This is a genomic window from Cyanobacteria bacterium QS_8_64_29, from assembly GCA_003022125.1.
Classification (GTDB): Bacteria; Cyanobacteriota; Cyanobacteriia; order Cyanobacteriales; family Rubidibacteraceae; genus QS-8-64-29.
Window position 1 is genome coordinate 55,100 of record PXQH01000002.1, and the last position, 18,995, is coordinate 74,094.

General features: G+C 64.7%; 15 protein-coding genes and 2 pseudogenes. 7 read left to right on the plus strand and 10 right to left on the minus strand.

What is annotated here, in order from left to right:
- Nucleotides 1–262 precede the first annotated feature (262 nt).
- Nucleotides 263–1,465, plus strand: coding sequence for a nuclease (locus BRC58_01090; protein ID PSP19402.1), 1,203 nt, complete (start codon nucleotides 263–265; stop codon nucleotides 1,463–1,465).
- Here the strand turns inward: BRC58_01090 and BRC58_01095 are convergent.
- The 3 genes and pseudogenes from BRC58_01095 to BRC58_01105 all read right to left on the minus strand — a co-directional run bounded on the left by BRC58_01095 (nucleotide 1,462) and on the right by BRC58_01105 (nucleotide 5,078).
- Nucleotides 1,462–2,691 (minus strand): annotated as a pseudogene (locus tag BRC58_01095) (sodium:proton exchanger). The gene BRC58_01090 and the pseudogene BRC58_01095 overlap by 4 nt on opposite strands.
- 39 nt (nucleotides 2,692–2,730) lie before the next feature.
- Complete coding sequence (locus tag BRC58_01100) at nucleotides 2,731–4,071, minus strand: S-layer protein (GenBank protein ID PSP19403.1); 1,341 nt, start codon at nucleotides 4,069–4,071, stop codon at nucleotides 2,731–2,733.
- 104 nt (nucleotides 4,072–4,175) lie between these two features.
- Nucleotides 4,176–5,078 (minus strand): ribonuclease BN, encoded by a 903-nt coding sequence (locus tag BRC58_01105; GenBank protein ID PSP19404.1) that lies wholly within the window; start codon nucleotides 5,076–5,078, stop codon nucleotides 4,176–4,178.
- A gap of 120 nt (nucleotides 5,079–5,198) precedes the next feature.
- Between BRC58_01105 and bchD the strand changes: the two genes are divergently transcribed.
- The 3 genes from bchD (at nucleotide 5,199) to BRC58_01120 (ending at nucleotide 8,538) form a co-directional block, all read left to right on the plus strand.
- The gene (gene bchD / locus BRC58_01110; protein ID PSP19405.1) at nucleotides 5,199–7,283 is read left to right on the plus strand and encodes a magnesium chelatase ATPase subunit D; all 2,085 of its coding nucleotides are present in this window, start codon (nucleotides 5,199–5,201) and stop codon (nucleotides 7,281–7,283) included.
- 4 nt (nucleotides 7,284–7,287) lie between these two features.
- Entirely contained in the window at nucleotides 7,288–8,022 is a 735-nt protein-coding gene (locus BRC58_01115) for a hypothetical protein (GenBank protein PSP19406.1), read from the plus strand.
- 81 nt (nucleotides 8,023–8,103) lie between these two features.
- Nucleotides 8,104–8,538 carry a peroxiredoxin gene (locus BRC58_01120; protein PSP19407.1) on the plus strand — a complete coding sequence of 145 codons (435 nt, stop codon included), beginning with the start codon at nucleotides 8,104–8,106 and terminating at the stop codon, nucleotides 8,536–8,538.
- Nucleotides 8,539–8,981: 443 nt separating this feature from the next.
- Here BRC58_01120 and BRC58_01125 read toward each other — a convergent pair whose 3' ends face one another.
- From BRC58_01125 to BRC58_01140, 4 genes are all read right to left on the minus strand, one after another.
- Nucleotides 8,982–9,872 (minus strand): transporter, encoded by an 891-nt coding sequence (locus BRC58_01125; protein ID PSP19408.1) that lies wholly within the window; start codon nucleotides 9,870–9,872, stop codon nucleotides 8,982–8,984.
- 36 nt (nucleotides 9,873–9,908) lie between these two features.
- Complete coding sequence (locus BRC58_01130; protein ID PSP19409.1) at nucleotides 9,909–10,898, minus strand: lysozyme; 990 nt, start codon at nucleotides 10,896–10,898, stop codon at nucleotides 9,909–9,911.
- 71 nt (nucleotides 10,899–10,969) lie between these two features.
- Nucleotides 10,970–11,929: a protoheme IX farnesyltransferase gene (locus BRC58_01135; protein PSP19410.1), complete on the minus strand. Its 960-nt coding sequence runs from the start codon at nucleotides 11,927–11,929 to the stop codon at nucleotides 10,970–10,972.
- 21 nt (nucleotides 11,930–11,950) lie between these two features.
- Entirely contained in the window at nucleotides 11,951–12,880 is a 930-nt protein-coding gene (locus BRC58_01140; GenBank protein PSP19411.1) for a heme A synthase, read from the minus strand.
- A gap of 146 nt (nucleotides 12,881–13,026) precedes the next feature.
- On the opposite strand from BRC58_01140, the gene BRC58_01145 reads away from it, so the two are divergent.
- The 3 genes from BRC58_01145 to BRC58_01155 all read left to right on the plus strand — a co-directional run bounded on the left by BRC58_01145 (nucleotide 13,027) and on the right by BRC58_01155 (nucleotide 16,404).
- The gene (locus BRC58_01145; protein PSP19412.1) at nucleotides 13,027–14,013 is read left to right on the plus strand and encodes a cytochrome C oxidase subunit II; all 987 of its coding nucleotides are present in this window, start codon (nucleotides 13,027–13,029) and stop codon (nucleotides 14,011–14,013) included.
- A 49-nt stretch (nucleotides 14,014–14,062) separates the two neighbouring features.
- Entirely contained in the window at nucleotides 14,063–15,712 is a 1,650-nt protein-coding gene (gene ctaD / locus BRC58_01150) for a cytochrome c oxidase subunit I (GenBank protein PSP19413.1), read from the plus strand.
- A gap of 77 nt (nucleotides 15,713–15,789) precedes the next feature.
- Nucleotides 15,790–16,404 carry a heme-copper oxidase subunit III gene (locus tag BRC58_01155; protein ID PSP19414.1) on the plus strand — a complete coding sequence of 205 codons (615 nt, stop codon included), beginning with the start codon at nucleotides 15,790–15,792 and terminating at the stop codon, nucleotides 16,402–16,404.
- Here the strand turns inward: BRC58_01155 and BRC58_01160 are convergent.
- The 3 genes and pseudogenes from BRC58_01160 to BRC58_01170 all read right to left on the minus strand — a co-directional run bounded on the left by BRC58_01160 (nucleotide 16,401) and on the right by BRC58_01170 (nucleotide 18,980).
- Entirely contained in the window at nucleotides 16,401–17,744 is a 1,344-nt protein-coding gene (locus BRC58_01160; GenBank protein ID PSP19415.1) for a glutathione-disulfide reductase, read from the minus strand. The genes BRC58_01155 and BRC58_01160 overlap by 4 nt on opposite strands.
- Nucleotides 17,745–17,892: 148 nt before the next feature.
- Nucleotides 17,893–18,420 (minus strand): annotated as a pseudogene (locus BRC58_01165) (hypothetical protein).
- Entirely contained in the window at nucleotides 18,399–18,980 is a 582-nt protein-coding gene (locus BRC58_01170; protein PSP19416.1) for a pantetheine-phosphate adenylyltransferase, read from the minus strand. The pseudogene BRC58_01165 and the gene BRC58_01170 overlap by 22 nt, the downstream one beginning before the upstream one ends.
- Nucleotides 18,981–18,995: the final 15 nt, after the last annotated feature.

Sequence of the window (18,995 nt, forward strand, 5' to 3'; positions counted from 1 at the left end):
TGAGCATTTCCTGGGCCGGCACTTGGTAGGTTGCGTCCGTGTCTTGGCGGGTGAGCGCTTTGAGCAGTTCGCCAAGTGAGGGATAGAAACGCACGATTCGGGAGTTACTTCTGCCAGTTGGCTGCTACGCCGTCAAGTCGCTTGGCGGCGGATTTTCGCCATTATCCTATCCCGAAATGGGGTCGGTGGGGCACGCGATCGCGCTCCGGTTGCGCTAGCGCAGCATGTCAAGCTTGAGCGTAGCAGCGCGTGGGACTCGACCATGCTCGATTTGACCAAGCTGGCGGCTCAGATGCCGGGCATTAGCGAGCACCTCCATCAGGAGGCGACGGCGAGCCGCCAGCGCCTCAAGCGCGCGGATCGCTTGCTGCAGCAGGCGCGCGAGCGCCAAGCGCAACTGGTTCAAGCGCAGCAGCAGTGGCGCGAGCGCTTGGCGTTTGCCCCAGCCGAACCGCTCGAGCCGCTGGATGCGCGCGCGACCGTTGCAGCACCGCCTCGCTGCCACACCGTACTGGCCGCCGATGGCTCCCAAATCTCGCCGTCGCAGCACGAAGTGCTCTACTGCTATCTGATCAACATCGGCCGCGTTGGGTTGCACTACGGCCAGAACTGCCACCCGCTGCTCGAGAGCCTGCCCAAGGTTTACTACAAACCCGAAGATCTCTACGTGTCGCGCCAGTGGGGCATCCCGCCCGATGAATGGATGGGCTACCAGCGGGCTGTCTCTGAAATTGAGATGCTGGCGGAGATGGTCGAGAGCGCTGCCAAAGCCATCCCTCGCCTGGCCCTGGTGGACGGCCCGCTCGTTTACTGGTTTTTGGAGTCGCTGCCGCAGGCCGCGCGCGATCACTTGCTCTCGCCGCTGCTGGCTGCCTGGCGATCGCTGCAAGCGGCCCGAGTGCCGCTAATGGGCTACGTCAGCGCCTCGCGCAACACCGAAGCGCTCAACTTTTTGCGCTTGCAGGCTTGCCCCTACGACGCCCCCGATTGCGCCAGCCACTGCGCCAGCGGCAGCGAGGCAGCCGGCCAACTGGCCGATGGGCGCCTGCCCTGCCAAGTGGCCGAGCCGCTGCGCGATGCCACGTTTTGGTCGCATCGCCTGGCGCCAGGCGAGCGCGGCCCCTTGTGGCGCAGCACCGCCCGCGTTTTGGCCTTCTACGATCCGTCGCAGTGGGTGTACTTTTGCCACCTCAATGTCGGGACCGAGATCGCTCGCGTCGAGATGCCGCAGTGGGTCGCTCGGGACAGCGACCTGCTCGAGCGCGCCCTCAGCCTCCTGCTAGGGCAAGTGCAAAAAGGGGCCGGCTATCCGGTCTCGCTGGCGGAAGCCCACAACCAAGCAGTCGTGCGCAGCCAGGACCGCGCCCAGTTCTTTGCCTTGCTCGAGCAGCAGCTGATTCGCGCCGGGTTGCAGAATGTGGGCGCTTCTTATAAAGAGGCCCGCAAGCGCGGCAGCGTTGCTTAGACGCGCGCGGTTCGCTGCCAGCGCATTCGGCGGCCGTAGCGCCGGGTCAGCGGCGTTGCCGTCATCCCGTGCGCCACGATCGAGGCGCAGACGATCACGCTCCCAACCGTCCAAACCGCCTCAATCCCCGTTTGGCGCGCGGCGAAGTTGGCGTAGTAGAGCGCAGCAATGCCGATGGGGCCGAACCAGCCCAAAAACAGTGCGTCTGCCCCCGTTTTGAGCTTCGGCAGCAGCGGGCGGAGCGCCAACAGGGCCGGAAGGCGGCGCAGCAGCAGAATGGCGAGCGCCAGCAGTGCCAGCGGCCATCCCAACGCCTCCCACTGCGACCACGGCAGGGCCAACCCGAACAGCAGAAACACCGGCAGCGTAAAAAAAGCGATCGAGGGCTTCGGTAAAGCGTTCCTCTTGCGCGCGCTCGGTGGCGCTGACAGCGCGGTTGAAGGCCACCCCCGCCACGAACACGGCCAGAATGCCGTCGCTGCCCAAGGTGCGAGTGGCGCCCAGCGTGACCCGAGCCAGCGCGATCGCGTAGGACAGAAAGGATGGCTTGTCGATCATGCCTTGGGCCTCAGCCCAATGCAGCAATCGGCCGGCGCCCCAACCCAGCAGAACGCCAAAGCCAACGGCAAAGCCCACCTCCCACACAACGGCACGCAGCGCCCACTCGGAGGCAGCCGCCAGCGGCGAGGCGGCGGTCAGCGCCAGGATGGGCAGCGACACGATGGGATAGGCCAAGCCGTCGTTGGCCCCGGATTCGGCCGAGAGCAGGTCCCGAAGGGCGGCAGGCAGCAGCCGTTGCGGAATCTCGCCAGTAACGATCGAGCTGGCCACGACGGGGTCGGTCGGCGTGATGGCAGCTCCAATCAACAGGGCCACGCCCAGCAGCCCGTAGACCAGCAGGCTGCCAGCCAGCCACATCAGCAGCATGACCGCGCCCAGCATGATGGCCATCGGGCCAGCATGGCGCCGAACGTAGCCCCGCGGGAGAGGGCAATGCCCATCAGGCCCACCGCCAGGGTCAGGCGCGCGGCTTGCTCCAGCACGAAGGCGCGATCGCCGAGCGCGTCCGGCTCGAGCACGCCCAACCCCTGCGGGCCCAGCAGGATGCCAGCCACCATCGACACGAGCGGGTCCGAAAGGGCCGTGCGCCGCAGTACCCCTGAGACCAGGCCTAAGCCCAACACCAAGCCTGCAACGGCAACCAGGATGAGGTTGAAGGTATCCATTCGGGCGACCTGGTTGGCTCCCCGCCGGCCTGGCCTAGCTCAGTTGTTGCCGTTAGTCATGCCCGTCCCATCGGTGCCGCTGCCTTCGCTGGCCGTCGATCGCGACTGCCGGGCTTCTGCTGCCGTGCGAGCTTGCTCGCCGCCGCCAAAGGACCAGAGCGCGATCGCCGCTTGCGCGCGCGTGACAGCCTTTTGAGGCTGCAGCAAGCGAGTGTAGCCCAAAACGTGCCGGATGTTGGAGCGCTCGCCCAGTTGGGCGTCGGCCAACACCGCCGGCCGCACGCGCTCGGGGATGCTGTCGGCATCCTGAAAGCCCCATTCTTGCTGGATGGCTTCCACCGAGGCCGAGGGCAACCCCTGGCGCACATCCAGCGGGACTTTCCAGGCCAGCAGCGTCGCCCGCGAGAGCGGATTGTCCGGGTTGAACGCTGCGGCGCCAGCATCCCCGCTCAAGCGCGAGGCAATCAGGCCGGCTTCGGCCAGGCCTTGAATGGGCCCAAACGCAGGATGCGTGGACGGCACGTCGCTAAAGGCCGGGCGATCAGCGCTCGAGACCGGGCGCACTTGCTTGCCGGGCTGACCGGCGTAAATCCGGTTGTTGGCTCGCAGCAGCCACTGCGCGAACGTATCGCGCGCGATGGGCCTATTGGGCTGAAAGTTGCTCAGATCGGGCTGCGAGTCCGCGTTCTGGTTGCCCGAGCCAGTGGTAAATACGCCCAGCGCCGCCAGATCGCGGATCTTTTGGCGCCACTGCTCGTTCTCCAGGCGCGAGAGCGAGGCCTGCTGGCCCGAATCGGCATCCGTTTGGCTGCCGTTTTCGGCATCGCTGGAGTCGGCGGCCGCTTGCTGGGTGCCAAATTGATAGCGGATGGCAAACGTGGTTGCCTGCTCCGAGGCCGCGCCATCGGCTGGCGCTCGGTCTGATGCTGCTCGGTCCGTTTCCTGAGAGCTGCCGTTGTGCGCAAACGGGATCGTGACCGTCACCCGCAGGTCTTGCTGGCGAGCTGCGACGGTATTGCGCGACTGCTGGCTGCCCTCAATGGGCGTCCAATCCCCTTGTTGGAAGGCTTGGCTATAGAACGCCAACACCTCATCGACCGTATCGGCCGTTCGCCAGCGGGAGCGGCCGCGCTCGTCTCCGTCGCGCGTTTGCGATTGGGCCTCGACGAGTTCGGCATTGGGATAGCGCGGAATGGCTTGGGGGATGGCATTGGCCTCGGTTGGTGCCGAGCCATCCTTGCTGTCGGATGACTGCTGCTGCTCGCTTTCGCGGTCGGTTTTGAGCTTGGGGTCGGCCTGGAATAACTCCTGCATCGACCCGCCGCTGCCGCACGCGCTCAGCAGCGCCAGCAGCGATAGGGCCAGGAGCGGCTGCCGCACCCGTGGCAGTGCAGCCAATCGCGAGATAAGCGACAGCAACCGGGAGCGCTCGAGTTCAACGGCTCCAAGCTAACGCAGCGCCACGCTGCCGTCACGCGGGCAAATCAACTGCGGGGCCACCGCCGGGCCAATGACTGCAACCTGCCTCGGGCATCGCTGGGCACGATTTGCGAGCCGTAGCGGGTCGCGTAAGCCTGGGTAAACTCCGCGCCCAACAAAAAAATCTGGGCTGAGTAATTGACCCAAGCCAGTAACACTACCAGGGCCCCCGCCGCCCCATAGGCCGAGCCAAAGCCGCTCGTTTCCAGATAAAGCCCCAGCAGGGCTTTGCCCAAGGTAAACAGCACGGCAGTCAGGACTGCCCCCACCCCAACATCGCTCCAGGCGATCCGCACATCCGGCAAAAATTTATAGATTGTGGCGAACAGCAGCGTGACGATCGCAAAATCCAGCAAAAACGACAGCGCGCGCCACAGCCATAGCAGATCCCAGCCCAGCAGGGATTGCCCTTCGAGTTGGCTCAGGGCCGAGATGGAAGCGCTCAGCAGGAGCGACAGCAGTACCAGTAGGCCCACCAGCACGACCATGACAAACGACAACAGCCGCTTGCCGATAAAGCCGACAATGCCGCGCTGCGACTGCTCGAGCCAAATCGTGTTGAGGGCATCTTGCAGTTGGGCAAAAACCCCTGAAGCACCAAACAGCAGCACTAGCGCGCTGAGGGCTGATGCCCAACTCCCGGGCTCGGGCGGGCGAGCGCCCTCAAGCACATTCACCAGCAGGCGCGCGCTCTCGGGGCCAACCAGGGCCTGGACTTGGCCGACAATTTGGCCGCGCGCTGCCGCTTCCCCCAAAAAGGTCCCTGCCATTGCCAGCGCCAGCACCAGCAGCGGAGCGAGCGAAAAGACTGCGTAGTAAGCCAGGGCAGCGGCCAGCTGCGGCGCTCGGTCGGCCAGCCATCGGCTGAGCGCCGTTCGGCAAAGCTTTAGAATAGCGTTGGGATGCATGCAGCCCGTCAATCGGCCATCCGGCCTTAGTTTGGCTGCCGCTGCAAGCTGGCATCAAGGCGGCGTCCGCTGCGAGCGCTGCCGACGCCACGCCCCCTTGCTGGCCCGGACGAATTTGCCATGACCGCCACAACGACCGCGCCTGACAGCGAAACGTTTCCCTTAGCCGCTGTCGTGGGACAAGATGCCATCAAGCTGGCCCTGCTGCTGGGGGCTGTCGATCCGGGGTTGGGCGGCATTGCCATTGCCGGGCGCCACGGAACGGCCAAATCAGTCATGGCGCGCGCGCTGCACTCGCTGCTACCCCCGATTGAGGTGGTGCAAGGGGCGATCGCCAACTGCGATCCCTACGATCCCGGCTCCTGGGACGACGACACGCGCGCGCGCTACGGCGCAAGCAATGGCGTTCCCACTGACGTTATTCCTGCCCCCTTCGTCCAAATCCCGCTGGGGGTGACCGAAGATCGCCTGCTGGGCTCAGTCGATGTGGAAACCTCAATGCAGCAGGGGGAGCCGGTGTTTCAACCTGGCTTGCTGGCGCAGGCGCATCGCGGCGTGCTGTACGTTGACGATTTCAACTTGCTCGATGACGGCATTGCTGATCGCCTACTGGGCATCCTCAGCGAAGGCTGCAACCGCATCGAACGGGAAGGGATCAGCATCCAGCATCCCTGCTGCCCCCTGCTCATTGCCACCTACAACCCCGAAGAAAAACCGTTGCGCCAGCACTTGCTGGATCGCCTGGCCATTACGCTCTCGGCCGACGGCGTTCTGGGCCTAGACCAGCGCGTGCAGGCTGCCGATCGGGCGGTGGCGCACGCCGACGATCCGCAAGCGTTTGCCCGCCAGTACGGCGAGGATCTGGATGGCCTGCGCACTGACATCATCCTGGCCCGGGAGTGGCTGCAAGAAACCGAGCTGACCGCCGAGCAAACGCGCTATCTGGTGGATGAGGCCGTCCGCGGCAGCGTGGAAGGGCACCGCGCCGAGTTGTTTGCTGTGCGGGTTGCCAAGGCTGCGGCCGCGCTAGACGGCCGCACCACCGTCACCGGGGACGATCTGCGCCGCGCCGTCGAGTTGGTCATCCTACCGCGCTCGAATTCGGTCGAGGCGCCGCCGGAAGAAGCACCGCCGCAACAAGACCCCACCCAGAGCGATAGCGAGAGCGAGCAGCCAGAAGAGCAAAACGGCAATGACGAGACGGAGTCCTCCGAGCCGAGTGAGCCGCCGGCGCAATCCGCCGAGTCGCAAGAGCAGGATGGCGGCGAGAGCGACGAGGATGAGGCCGACTCGGAACAGCAAGCCCCCAGCTTGCCGGAGGAATTCGTCTTCGATCCCGAAGGTGCGGTGGTCGATCCCAACCTGCTGTACTTTGCCCAGCTGGTGCAGCGGCAGCAGCAGGCCAACTCGGGCAATCGCGGCCTAATTTTTTCCGAGGAGCGAGGCCGCTACGTTAAACCCATCATGCCACGCGGCGAAGTGCGGCGGATTGCCGTGGATGCCTCGCTGCGCGCGGCGGCCCCCTACCAAAAGGCGCGCCGCCAGCGCCATCCGGACCGCAACGTCATCGTCGAGCGCGGCGACTTGCGGGGCAAGCGCCTGGCCCGCAAGGCGGGTGCCTTGGTGATCTTTGTGGTCGATGCCTCCGGCTCCATGGCCCTCAATCGCATGCAGTCGGCCAAGGGCGCCGTGCTGCGCCTGCTCGCCGATGCCTACGAGCAGCGCGACCGGGTGGCGCTCATCCCGTTCCGCGGCGAACGGGCCGAGGTGTTGCTACCGCCCACGCGCTCGATCGCCATGGCGCGGCGGCGCCTGGAGACGCTGCCCTGCGGTGGCGGATCGCCGCTCTCGCACGGGCTGACCCAAGCCGTCCATATTGGGCTCAACGCCCGCAGCTCTGGCGATGTCAGCCAGGTCACCATCGTGGCGATCACCGACGGTCGGGGCAATATCTCGCTCGCCCGCTCCATGAGCGAGTCGCCATCGGAAGGCGAAGGGCCGGATATTAAGACCGAGCTGCTCGATATCGCCGGCCGCATCCGCCACTACGGCATGCATTTGTTGGCCATCGATACCGAAAACAAATTCGTCTCGACCGGCTTTGCCCAGTCGTTGGCCGAGCGCGCCGGCGGTACTTACTATCACCTTCCCAAAGCCAGCGATCGCGCGATCGCCGGCATGACGCAGCAGGCCTTGGCACGCTAGCCGCATGTTCGCCCAGCCCGAGTTTCTAGCTTTCTCCAGCCACGGCCACCTGTACCTCAAGCCCATCGGCCACTACCGCTTTGCTGCCGATCTGGCCGCTGCCCCGCTGAGCGGCTCGGAAGTGCCCGAAGCGGCCAAGCACTTTCCGGTGGTCTTTGCGCGCGAAGGCGAGTCGCTGCTGCCGCGCGCCATTTTCTCGGTGCGCGCTGGGGAAAATGCCTTTGTCGCAGCGGATGGCACCTGGCAAGCGCCCTACGTGCCGACCTACGTTCGCTGCTATCCGTTCGTTTTGAGCCCCACCCGATCGGGCGACCGCTTTGCCATTGCCATCGACCGGACCGCTCCGCAGCTCCAAGCAGCCGATCGAGCCCATCCCGACAGCGACCCCCTGTTCGATGCCAGCGGCAACCCGGCCCCAGCACTGGAGCGCGTCAAAGCGCTTTTGATCCAGTTCCAGCGGGATTGCCACCAAACCGAGCGCCTCCTGAGCCCGCTAGCCCAGCGGCAAGTGTTGGTTGCCCGCCAGTTTCAGCTCAAACTGGGCGAGGAAACGGCCAGCACGCTAGGCGGATTTCGCACCCTCGATCCGCAGCAGCTGGGCGCCGTTGACGATGCCACCCTAGCCGAGTGGGTCCGCAACGGGACCACCGGGATTGCGTTCGCCCACCTGCACTCGCTCAGCAACATGCGGGGACTGGCCGAGCGCCAAAAGGCGCAGCTGGCAGCCGAAGCCCGCTAGCCGGGCGCTGCTGCGCTTGCCAGGCGGCACGCATGCGCGTTAGGAAGGGGCGAGCGATAAACGCTTGCAGGAGGCATTCCTATGGCACTCTCACCCGGGACTCAGGCGCCTGATTTTAGCGCGCAAGACAGCGAAGGCAACACGGTATCGCTATCGGACTTTGCCGGCAAGACCGTCGTTTTGTACTTCTACCCCAAAGACGACACCCCGGGCTGCACCAAAGAAGCGCAGAGCTTTCGCGATCGCTACCCGCAGTACCAACAGCGGGATATGGCCGTGCTGGGGGTCAGCCAGGACGATGCCGCCTCGCACCAAAAATTCAAGGAGAAGTACGGCCTCCCGTTCACGCTCATTGCTGACCCGGATGGCGCCATCAGCCGGGCTTACGACGTCGATCGCGGCGGTAGCGCCCAGCGGGTAACTTACCTCATCAACGCCAACGGCACCATCGACAGCGTCGACACCAACGTCAAAACCGAGACGCACGCCGACGATCTGCTCTCGCGCGTCAGCTAGCGCGCGCCGTCCCCCAGGGCTACTGGCTGGCCTCAGCCTGTCCGCTGGGGGACTCTTGGGCCGATTGCTGCTGTAGCGCTCGCTGCTGCTGCTGCTTGAAGCGCTCGCTGGCGGTTTCCAGGTTGCTGCGGTTCTGCTGCTGGAACCGACCCATGCTGGGCCGCTTGCCCCGCTGCGCCTGGTGGATCAAATCCATGGCCGATAGGCCGCTGCTCCCCAGGCCGGGTTGCGTGGCGCTTCGTTCGTTGTCCGGAAACGGACTGCTCTCAGCGGAGGCCGATTGGGCGCAACTTGCGGCTGGGGCTGCCACCGCAGCGGCCGCGACCCCGAGGCCGAGGGCAAAGCGGAGACCGTGCAATCTTAGAGACGCGAACATGGCAACTGAGCTGCTAAGGCGGCAAGCAAAACGACGCTGCCTCGATTCTAATGGGTTCCTGCCCGCTTCAGGCAAAGCAGCGGCGCAGCAGGGGCTGGATCGCTAGCGATACGGCTGCGGCAAAGCCCAGCAACACTGCTAGGGCGCTTGCCAAGGTGACTTCGCCCCAAGGGGCTTGCAGCACAGCGCTCCCCCAGGCCCAATCCGGGTTGAGATAAACGTAACGGATGGGCGCGATCGCGTAGGTGAGCGGGTTGAGGCTGGCAACCCACTGCAGCCAATCGGCCATAAAGGCAAGCGGTGCCAGCGCCGTACTGGCAAACAGCAGCGGCAAATTGAGCACGAAAATGACCGCAATCAGCTGAACGTGGCCGGGCAAGGCAAACGCCAGGCCCAGGCTCAGGGCCGTGATGCCGGCGGTAACGGCCAAAACCACCGCCGTGATCGTCCCTAGCCCGGCCGCGCCGGGCAAGCCGGCTCCCAAAGCCGCGCTGGCAGCCACGATCGCCGCGGTCTGGATGGCGCTCAGGCTCAGAATGTAGAGCGTGGAAGCCGCCACAATGGAGTAGCGCGATGCCAGCGGCGCCACCAGCAGGCGATTGAGAAAGCCGAACTCGCGATCGAACATTACGGGCAACCCGGCATTGAGGGCGCCCGAGAACGCCGTAAACACGATGATGCCGGGCGCCAGAAACTGCTCGTAGCTGACGTCGCCCCCCAGCATCCCGGCAGGCGCCCGCTCGAACAGGGCCCCAAACAGCACCAGCCACATCAGCGGCTGCAGGACGCCGGCCACCAGCGTTGAAGGCCGGCGCCGCAGCTGGACGAACAGTCGCCAGGTGAGCGCGAGCGTCTCTCGAACGAACTCGCCAAGCGGGTTGCCAGGCGTCGCTGGGGCCGGCTCCTCATTGGGGGCGAGCAGGGCTTGCTGGCGTTCGGCGCTGGCAGTGGGTTGCATCGGGGATCGCCTCCTGCGTGTCAGCGAGCGCGGGCGTTAGCGGCCGTTGCCGGTAGCGGCCAGATCGGCATCCGCCAGGGTGCGGCCGGTCGCGACTAGATAGACATCATCCAAACTGGGCTGGGACTGCGCGATGCTAAAGGTGGGTAAGCCGGCTTCCTGCAGCGATCGCTCGATGGCCGGCAGGACATCGCCATCGCGCGCGACTACCAGATTGAGCGAGTTGCCCTGGGCCGTATTGACAATTGCGGTTTCGACGCAGGGCAGCGATTCCAACAGCGCGCGCGCCTGCTGGGCCTCGCGCTCGGGCGTGAACTCGCGCAGGCGCAGCGTCACCCGATCGCCGCCCAGGCGAGCTTTGAGCTCCGCTGTGGTTCCAGCATCGAGGGTGCGGCCGCGATCGATGATGGCAACTCGGTCGGCGAGCGCATCGATTTCTTCCAGGTCGTGGCTGGCCATCAAAACCGTGGTGCCCGCCGCGCGCAACTGGCGCAATAGGTCCCACACGACCCAGCGGCTCTCGACATCCAGTCCGGCGGTGGGCTCATCCAGCACTAGCACGGCCGGTTGGTGCAGCAACCCAGCGGCCAAATCCAGCCGCTTGCGTAGGCCACCCGAATAGGTCCCCGTACGGCGATGGGCGTACTCGCTCAGCCCCAACAGCGCCAGCAGCTGCTCGATGCGCTCGCGCGCCACCTGCCGGGGGAGGTGATAGAGCGCTGCTTGCAGCTGCAGCAGCTCGCGGCCGGTGAGCACTTTATCCAGCGCGACTTCTTGGGCGACGTAGCCCAACTGGCGCCGCACGCCCTTAGGCTCGTGCTGGACCGAGCGGCCGCAGACCTCGATGGTGCCCCCATCCGGCTGGCTGAGCGTGCAGAGGCAGCGAATGGTGCTCGTTTTACCGGCCCCATTGGGCCCGAGCAGGCCGAAAATCTCGCCCGGTTGCACCTGCAGCGAGACGCCTTGCAGGGCAACGACCTCGCCGTAGCGCTTGTGCAGGTCTTCGATGCGGATGGCAGCCGGCATGGCACTCGCGGCGGTGGCCTCGATAAGGAATGTCCCTGCTAAATAATTTTAAGCACTCGCAACCCAGCCCGCTAAGGCGCGATTGCGGCACTCAAGGCCTCGGCTAGGGTGGCCGTCAACCGATGGGTGACCGGCAAGCTATCCACCACCAGCCCGGCACACAGCAGCATCATGTAGGAGATGGAGTACTTGAACAGCGACCGCGCCAGTTGCCGGTCGGCCGGGGCCTGACTGAGCTGCCAAGCCTTAACCAGCAGGATGGTCCCCAGCGCAAGTGCCAAGCCCCCATAGAGCAAGCCGGCAGCGCCCAGCGGATAAACCAACAGCAGCGTCATGGGCACTAGCAGCGCGGCGTAGGCCAGAATTTGCCGGGCCGTGTGGGCCTCACCGGCAACCACCGGCAGCATGGGCACGCCCACCTGGGCGTAGTCATCGCGAATTAGCAGCGCCAGCGCCCAAAAATGCGGCGGCGTCCAGACAAAGACGATCGCAAACAGCAGCAGCGGCGTCCAGCTCAAATCCCCCGTAACGGCCGCCCAGCCCACCAGCGGCGGCACAGCGCCAGCCGCGCCCCCAATGACGATGTTTTGGGCGCTGCTGCGCTTGAGCCAGTGCGTATAGACCAGCATGTAGATGCCAATGCCGGATAGGGCGAGCGCCGCGCTGAGTAGGTTGGCCCCCGCAGCCAGCAGGCCAAACGACAGGGCCGCCAGCACCAGGGCAAAGATCAGCGCGTGGCGCGATCGCACGCGACCGGCCGGGATGGGGCGCGTGCGGGTGCGCGCCATGGCGTCGTCAATGTCGCGATCGTAGATGCAGTTGAGCGTTTGGGCCGAGGCAGCCGCCAGCGTGCCCCCGGCCAGGGTGACGGCCAGCAACCCCGGATCGATGCGGCCCCGTGAGGCCAGCCCCATGGCTGCTACGGTTGTTGCCAGCAGCAGCGGAATGATGCGCGGCTTGGTCAGCTGTACGTAGCTTCGGATGGCCTCACCGACGGTCTCGTTGCGTTGGGGAAGGCTCGTCCCTGCCATAGCCAGCGTGGGGTGAGGCGTTCAGCCGCTCGGCGCAGCCAGCGGGCGAGCGGCAACAGCGCGATCGCGGGCGGCCAAAACGGTTAGTGCCACCAGCGAGCCTAACAAGGCCGCACCGACGGTTTGGTGGGTGACCGTCAGCGGTTCGGCGCGCAATTGCAGGTGAAACGTTGCAAATCCGAGCAACACCTGCAGGACTAGCAAGCTACCAGCCAACGCCGAGAGCCTCCGAAGCAGCGGATGCAGCCCGGGCGTGCGCCGTGCCACTGCCACGAGCGCCAGCGTTGCCACCGAGGCCGGAATGAAGCCCAATAGGTGGCCGTTCATGACCCCGCAAAGCTCTGAAGCGCCCAAGCAGCGGCTAACTGCCCAACGGGCCGCAATCGAGCCGCCTAGCAGGCTTTGCAGATAAACCAAAACCGCGGCAATGCCTGCCATCCAAGGCAGTTTGGGAGCAGCTGCCGTTCCTTTATAGGGGGTCAGCGCCGTCCCCATGGCAATCAGCAGGCCAAAAACAAGCAAGGCCATCCCCAAATGCGCCGTTACGATGTCGGCCTGCAGTAGCTCGGTAACGGTGAGGCCCCCGAGAATGCCTTGCGCAACAACCAGCAGCAGGGCCAGCGCCGCCGTTCGAGGCAGCCAGCGCGGTAACCGGTCCCGGTACCGCCAGCAGAAGCCCACCAGCGCGATCGCGCTAATCCCGATCGCGGCTGCGTCCGCGCGATGGAGCCACTCCAAAAAGACGCGCCAGCTCATTTGCTCGGCCGGAACGAGCTGGCCGTAGCACAGCGGCCAATCCGGGCAAGCTAGTCCTGCTTCGAAAACGCGCGTTGCGCTGCCAATGGCCATCAAAACGAGCGTGGCAGCTGCGATTTGCCAAATCAGGCGCCGAATTTGGCGCTCGGGCTGCTTGCTGCCATCGGGGGTAGCTGCCAGAACCGACTCGCTCATGGGGACCTAGCCTTCGTTCGCGACGGGCGGCGCGGGCTAACCTACGATTAACCTAGCATCCGCCTTCGCGGGGTTGCCGTGGCTGTCCCCTGGGCCAGGGCTGTTTTAGGCTAGAGCTGGCGAGCCGCACGCCCGAGAGGTCAGCCGTGAGTACTGCTACCAAGATCGGTATCGGGATTGCCAGCCTAATCGCAGCGGCCCTGAGCTTTTGGTACGGCCAAAATCACGGCCTGCTGCCGGAAGCTGCCTCTGGAGACGCCCGCGAGATCGACGATCTGTTCGATCTGATGATGACGATCACGACCGGGCTGTTTTTGCTCATCCAGGGGGTGCTGATCTTTGCCGCCATCCGGTTTCGCAAGCGCCCGGACGACGAGACGGACGGGCCGCCTGTGGATGGCAACGTGCGGCTGGAGGTGACCTGGACGGCCATTCCCACGGTCATCGTGTTGATCCTCTCGGTGTACAGCTTTGAGGTCTACAACGCCATGGGCGGCTTCGATCCCGCAGCGGCCCGGGACGCGGGTCCCAATACGGCTGCCGAACGCCTGGAGGCGCAGCTGGCAGCTGCCGAAGGGTCGCGACGCAATTTGGCGCTAGGGTTGGGGGCTTCCCCGCTGGAGCAGCAAGCGGGCGTCAAGCCGCTGACTGTTGAGGTCAAAGGCATGCAGTACGCCTGGATCTTTACCTACCCCGAACTCGGCATTACCGCCGGCGAGCTGCGCGTTCCCACTGGCCGGCCGGTGGAGCTCAAAATTACGGCCAGCGATGTCATCCACGCCTTCTGGCTGCCCGAGTTTCGTATCAAACAAGACGCCATCCCCGGCCGCCAGAGTCAAGTGCGCTTCCGCCCGGATCGGGTTGGGACCTATCCCATCGTGTGTGCCGAGCTGTGCGGGCCCTACCACGGGGCCATGAAATCGCAACTGCGCGTTCAAACGCCAGAGGCCTTCCAGGACTGGATGCAACAGCGAACGGTGGCCCAGGCCCCCGAATCCCAACGCGCGGCCCGCGATCGCTCGGACCGCGAGTTTCTAACCCCCTATGCCGAGCGCATGGGAGCCGCTGCGACGCTCGGCGAGGGGCTTGAGCCCCAGGCAAGCGCTGCAGCTACTGTAGGGTTGGGCGATTAGGTTCGCCCTACAAGCGAGCCATCCAGCCAGCCGTTAGCGAGGCCAAACTATGGCAGCTCAAGCTACTATCCCTGCAAGCGCTCCGCCCTCGCCATCCCACCCCCAACGGCGCTGGTGGCACTATTTCAGCTTCAACACCGACCACAAGGTCATCGGCATCCAGTACTTGGTGACCTCGTTTTTGTTCTATCTAGTCGGCGGCGCCCTGGCCGGGGTCATGCGCACCGAGCTGGCGACGCCGCAGCCCGATGTGGTTGACCCGGAGCTCTACAACCAGCTGTTTACGGTCCACGGCACCGTGATGATCTTTTTGTGGATCGTTCCGGCTGGGGCCGGGCTAGCCAACTACCTGCTCCCGCTGATGGTGGGAGCGCGGGATATGGCCTTTCCCCGGCTGAACGCCGCGGCTTTCTGGCTGATCCCGCCGGCAGGCCTGCTGCTGCTGGCTAGCTTCCTGGTAGAAGCACCGCAAGCCGGCTGGACCTCCTACCCGCCGCTGAGCTTGGTGATGGGCAAAGTCGGCGAGGAGATTTGGATCCTGAGCCTGCTGCTGTTGGGGACCTCCTCCATCATGGGGGCGATCAACTTCATCACCACCATCGTGCGGATGCGCACCCCCGAGATGGGCTGGAACGACATGCCCCTATTTTGCTGGTCCATGCTGGCCACGTCGTTGATGGTGCTGGTCGCCACGCCAGTGCTGGCAGCCGCGCTGATCCTGCTGTCGTTTGACTTGCTGGCCGGGACCAGCTTTTTCAATCCGGCTGGCGGCGGCGATCCGGTAGTCTACCAGCACATATTCTGGTTCTACTCGCATCCGGCGGTTTACATCATGATCCTGCCCTTTTTTGGGGTCATCTCTGAGGTGCTGCCGGTGCATGCGCGCAAGCCGCTGTTTGCCTACCGCGCCGTTGCTTACTCCAGCTTGGCTATTAGCGTTTTGGGGCTGCTGGTGTGGGCCCACCACATGTTTACCAGCGGCACGCCGGCCTGGCTGCGGATGTTTTTTATGGCAGCCACCATGCTCATTGCCGTCCCCACCGGCATTAAGGTCTTTAGCTGGTGCGCCACGCTCTGGGGCGGCAAGCTTCGGCTCAACAGCGCCATGCTGTTTGGCATGGGGTTTGTCTCGTCGTTTTTGATCGGCGGGTTGAGCGGCGTCATGCTGGCCTCGGTGCCGTTTGATATCCACGTCCACGACAGCTACTTCATCGTTGCCCACCTGCACTACGTTCTCTTTGGCGGCAGCGTCTTGGGGGTCTTTGCTGCCATTTACCACTGGTTCCCCAAAATGACGGGCCGCATGCTCAACGAAACCTGGGGTCGGGTGCACTTTGCCCTGACGCTTGTGGGGCTGAACCTGGCCTTTTTGCCCATGCACCAGTTGGGGTTGATGGGCATGAGCCGGCGCATCGCGCTCTACGATCCCCAGTACGAGACCCTCAACGTCATTTGCACGGTGGGCTCCTACATTTTGGGCGCCTCGACGCTGCCATTTTTGGCCAACGTGGTTTGGTGCTGGTGGCGGGGGCAGCCGGCGCCGTCCAATCCCTGGCGGGCGCTGACGCTGGAGTGGCAGACCGCATCGCCGCCCGAGATCGAAAACTTTGAAACGGAACCGGTCTTGTGGTCCGGACCCTACGATTACGGCATCGAGCGGGCGTATTTGCCCCCATCGACGGCCGGCTCGTCCCAATAAGGCTCGGACCCAGGCGGGAACGATGGACTGGGCGGCCCGCCTGCTCCCTGCTCGACGCGCTAAGGATAAGAACTGGCATGACAGGCTCGACGGTGGGCGAATCCCAGACGGTGCTGGGCGAGACTCAAGCGCCAACGGCGGCTGCCGAGGAACCGGACCATCGCCTGTTTGGCGTTGTCCTGTTCCTGGTCGCCGAGAGCGCCATCTTTCTAGGCTTTTTTGGGGCTTATTTGATTTACTACTCGACCATGCCCCAATGGCCGCCGCAAGGAACGCCCGAGCTGGAGTTGGCCTTGCCGGCGGTCAACACGGCCATCCTGGTTGCCAGTAGCTTTGTCATGCACCGCGGCCAAAGCGCCATCAAGGCCGATGACTTGAGCGGGCTGCGGTTTTGGTTCGGGCTAACGGGCCTGTTGGGCGCGATCTTTTTGGGCGGCCAACTTTACGAGTACGCCACTGTTGAGTTCGGCCTGACCGCCAACTTATTTACCAGCGCGTTTTTCGTGCTGACCGGCTTTCACGGCTTGCACGTCACGTTCGGGTTGCTGCTCATTGCCTTGGTGCTGGTGCGCACGCAGCGACCCGGTCACTACAGCAGCCAGCACCACTTTGGGGTCGAGGCTGCCGAGCTCTACTGGCACTTTGTCGATGTTGTTTGGATCGTGCTGTTTGGGCTGGTCTATCTGCTCTAGAGCGTGACAAACTCCTCGGCCACGGTGGGATGAATGCCCACGGTGGCGTTGAAATCAGCCTTGGTCGCGCCCATTTTGAGTGCGATCGCCACACCCTGCACGATCTCGGCGGCACCCTCGCCCACCATGTGGGCGCCCAGCACGCGGTCGGTGCTGTGATCGACCACCAGCTTGACTGTGGTCTTCTCGTCCCGATCAGTGAGGCTGAGGTGCGTGGCGCGAAACCGCGCCCGATGCACCGCGATCGCCTCACCGTAGCGCTCGCGCGCGAGCGCCTCCGTTAAGCCCACCGTGGCGGCTTCGGGGATGGTGAACACGGCCGAGGGGACGTTTTCGTAGGCCATGACCCGATCCTGGCCGCCGAACTCGGTATCGGCGAGGGCGCGCCCCTCATTGATGGCCACCGGCGTTAGGTTGATGCGGTTGGTGCAGTCGCCCACGGCAAAGATGTGGGGCTGGCTGGTGCGGCTGTAGTCATCGACGCCCACGGCGCCGCGATCGGTCTCGATGCCCGCGTTTTCCAAGCCCAGGTTCTGTAGGTTGGGGGCGCGCCCGGTGGCGGCCAGCACGGCATCGACCGTGACGGTCTGGGCGTGGGCCCCTTGTGTAGTGACCTGGTAGCTGCCATCGGCCTGCTTGTCGATGCGGGCCACATCGCTCTCGGGGAGCAGTTGAATGCCGCGCTGCTGCATGGTGTCTTGCACCCCGGTGCGGATGTCGCTATCGAAGCTGCGCAGGATCCGCTCGCGGCGCACGATTTGGGTTACTTCGCTGCCCAGGCCGTGCAGGATGCAGGCAAACTCGGTGGCAATGTAGCCGCCCCCGACGATCGCAACGCGTGGGGATTGCTGGCGCAATCGGAAGACGTCGTCCGAGACCAGGGCGTGCTCCATGCCAGGCACCTCCGGCTTGACCGGGTGCCCGCCCACGGCGATGGCGATTTTGTCGGCGCTGACCTTGCGATCGCCGAGGTCGATGGTGTGGGCATCCAGCAGCTTGGCGTAGGCATCGAAAGCCTCCACCCCGGCTTTGTCCAGCGTGCGCTGATAGACCCCGTTGAGACGCTCGACTTCGCGGTCGATCGCCGCCACTAGATGCGCCCAGTCGAAGCTGGGTTGGCCCAAGCGCCAGCCGTAGCTGCGGGCGTCTTCAAACCCGTCGGCCAAATGAGCAGCATGGACCATGAGCTTTTTGGGAATGCAGCCGCGGTTGACGCAGGTGCCCCCCAAGCGATCGACCTCGGCAAGGCCCACTCGCGCCCCATGACCGGCTGCCCGGCGCGCTGTGGCAATGCCACCCGAGCCGCCGCCAATCACAAACAAATCGTAGTCGTAAGGCATGGTCCCCCAGCGCTGCGCTCGTCCCCGCCCAGGCTAGCGCACCTTCAACCGGCTATTGCTGCGACTCGGAATCGGTTTTGGGCTTGGCGGCAGCCGCCGTTGCCGAACGCTTTTTGCTGCCCCGCTTCCCGCTCTGGCGCTGCTGCGACTGCGTTTTTTGCTGCAGCGAGGCCCGGCCGTTGCGCACTTCCTGCAGCGAGCTGCTCAGGTAGCGCTCCAGCTCGTCCAGAATGGCCTCCGCGTAGCGATCGGCGCCCTGCTCGATCTGCTCGCACTCGGCGCGGGTTTGCTCGCGCTGCTGCTCGAGCTCGCGCTGGGTTTGCTGGCGCAGCCGATCGAGCTCGGTTTGGGTGTGATCCTGCAACTGCCGGCACTCTTGCTGGACTTGCTCGCGGATGCGCTGGGCGTCTTGCTCGGCCTGCTGCACGATACCGGTTTCGTCTTTGATTTGGGCCGCTTGCTGTTGCGCCGCCTCAAGGATGTTCTGCGCTTGCGACTCGGCCTGCTGCAAGATTTCGTTTTTCCACCGGACGATCTCGACGGCTTCATCAAAGGCCGCCGGCAGGTTCATGCGGACGGCATCGAGCTGCTCGAGCAGCCGCCCCTCGTCCACTAGCGTCCGCCGGGTCAGCGGGATGCGAAAGCTATCCAGAATTAAGGCTTCGAGCCGGTCCAGCTGTCGTTGGACGTCGAACCCGGCCGATCGCGACTCAGCGGATTGCTCCGACGATTGTCGCTCGGGGGACTGGGCGTCGGCGGGGTCGGCGCGTGACATCGATATAGGGCTTGCGCGACATTCGGCGGCGTCAGGTGCTCGACCGAGCCACCAAACTGGGCGATTTCTTTCACTACGCTACTACTTAAGAAACTATATTCGTTGGAGGTCGCCAAAAAAACCGTCTCTAGCTGCGGCCCGAGGGTCTGATTGGTGTGGGCCATCTGCAACTCTTTTTCAAAGTCGGAGAGCACGCGCAAGCCGCGCAGCACAACGCTCGCGCCGCGATCGCGGGCGTAGGCAACGGTCAACCCGCTAAAGCTATCGACCTCAACATTGCTCAAATGCTGGGTGGCCTCCCGGATTTGGGCCATGCGCTCCTGGGCCGAGAACAGCGGCTGCTTGTTGGGGTTGCGCAGGACGGCAACGATGGTGCGCTCGAACAGTCGGCTGCCGCGCTCGATGATATCGAGATGGCCGAAGGTGACCGGGTCGAAGCTCCCCGGATAGATCGCAATCAAAAGCGTGGGTGGGGC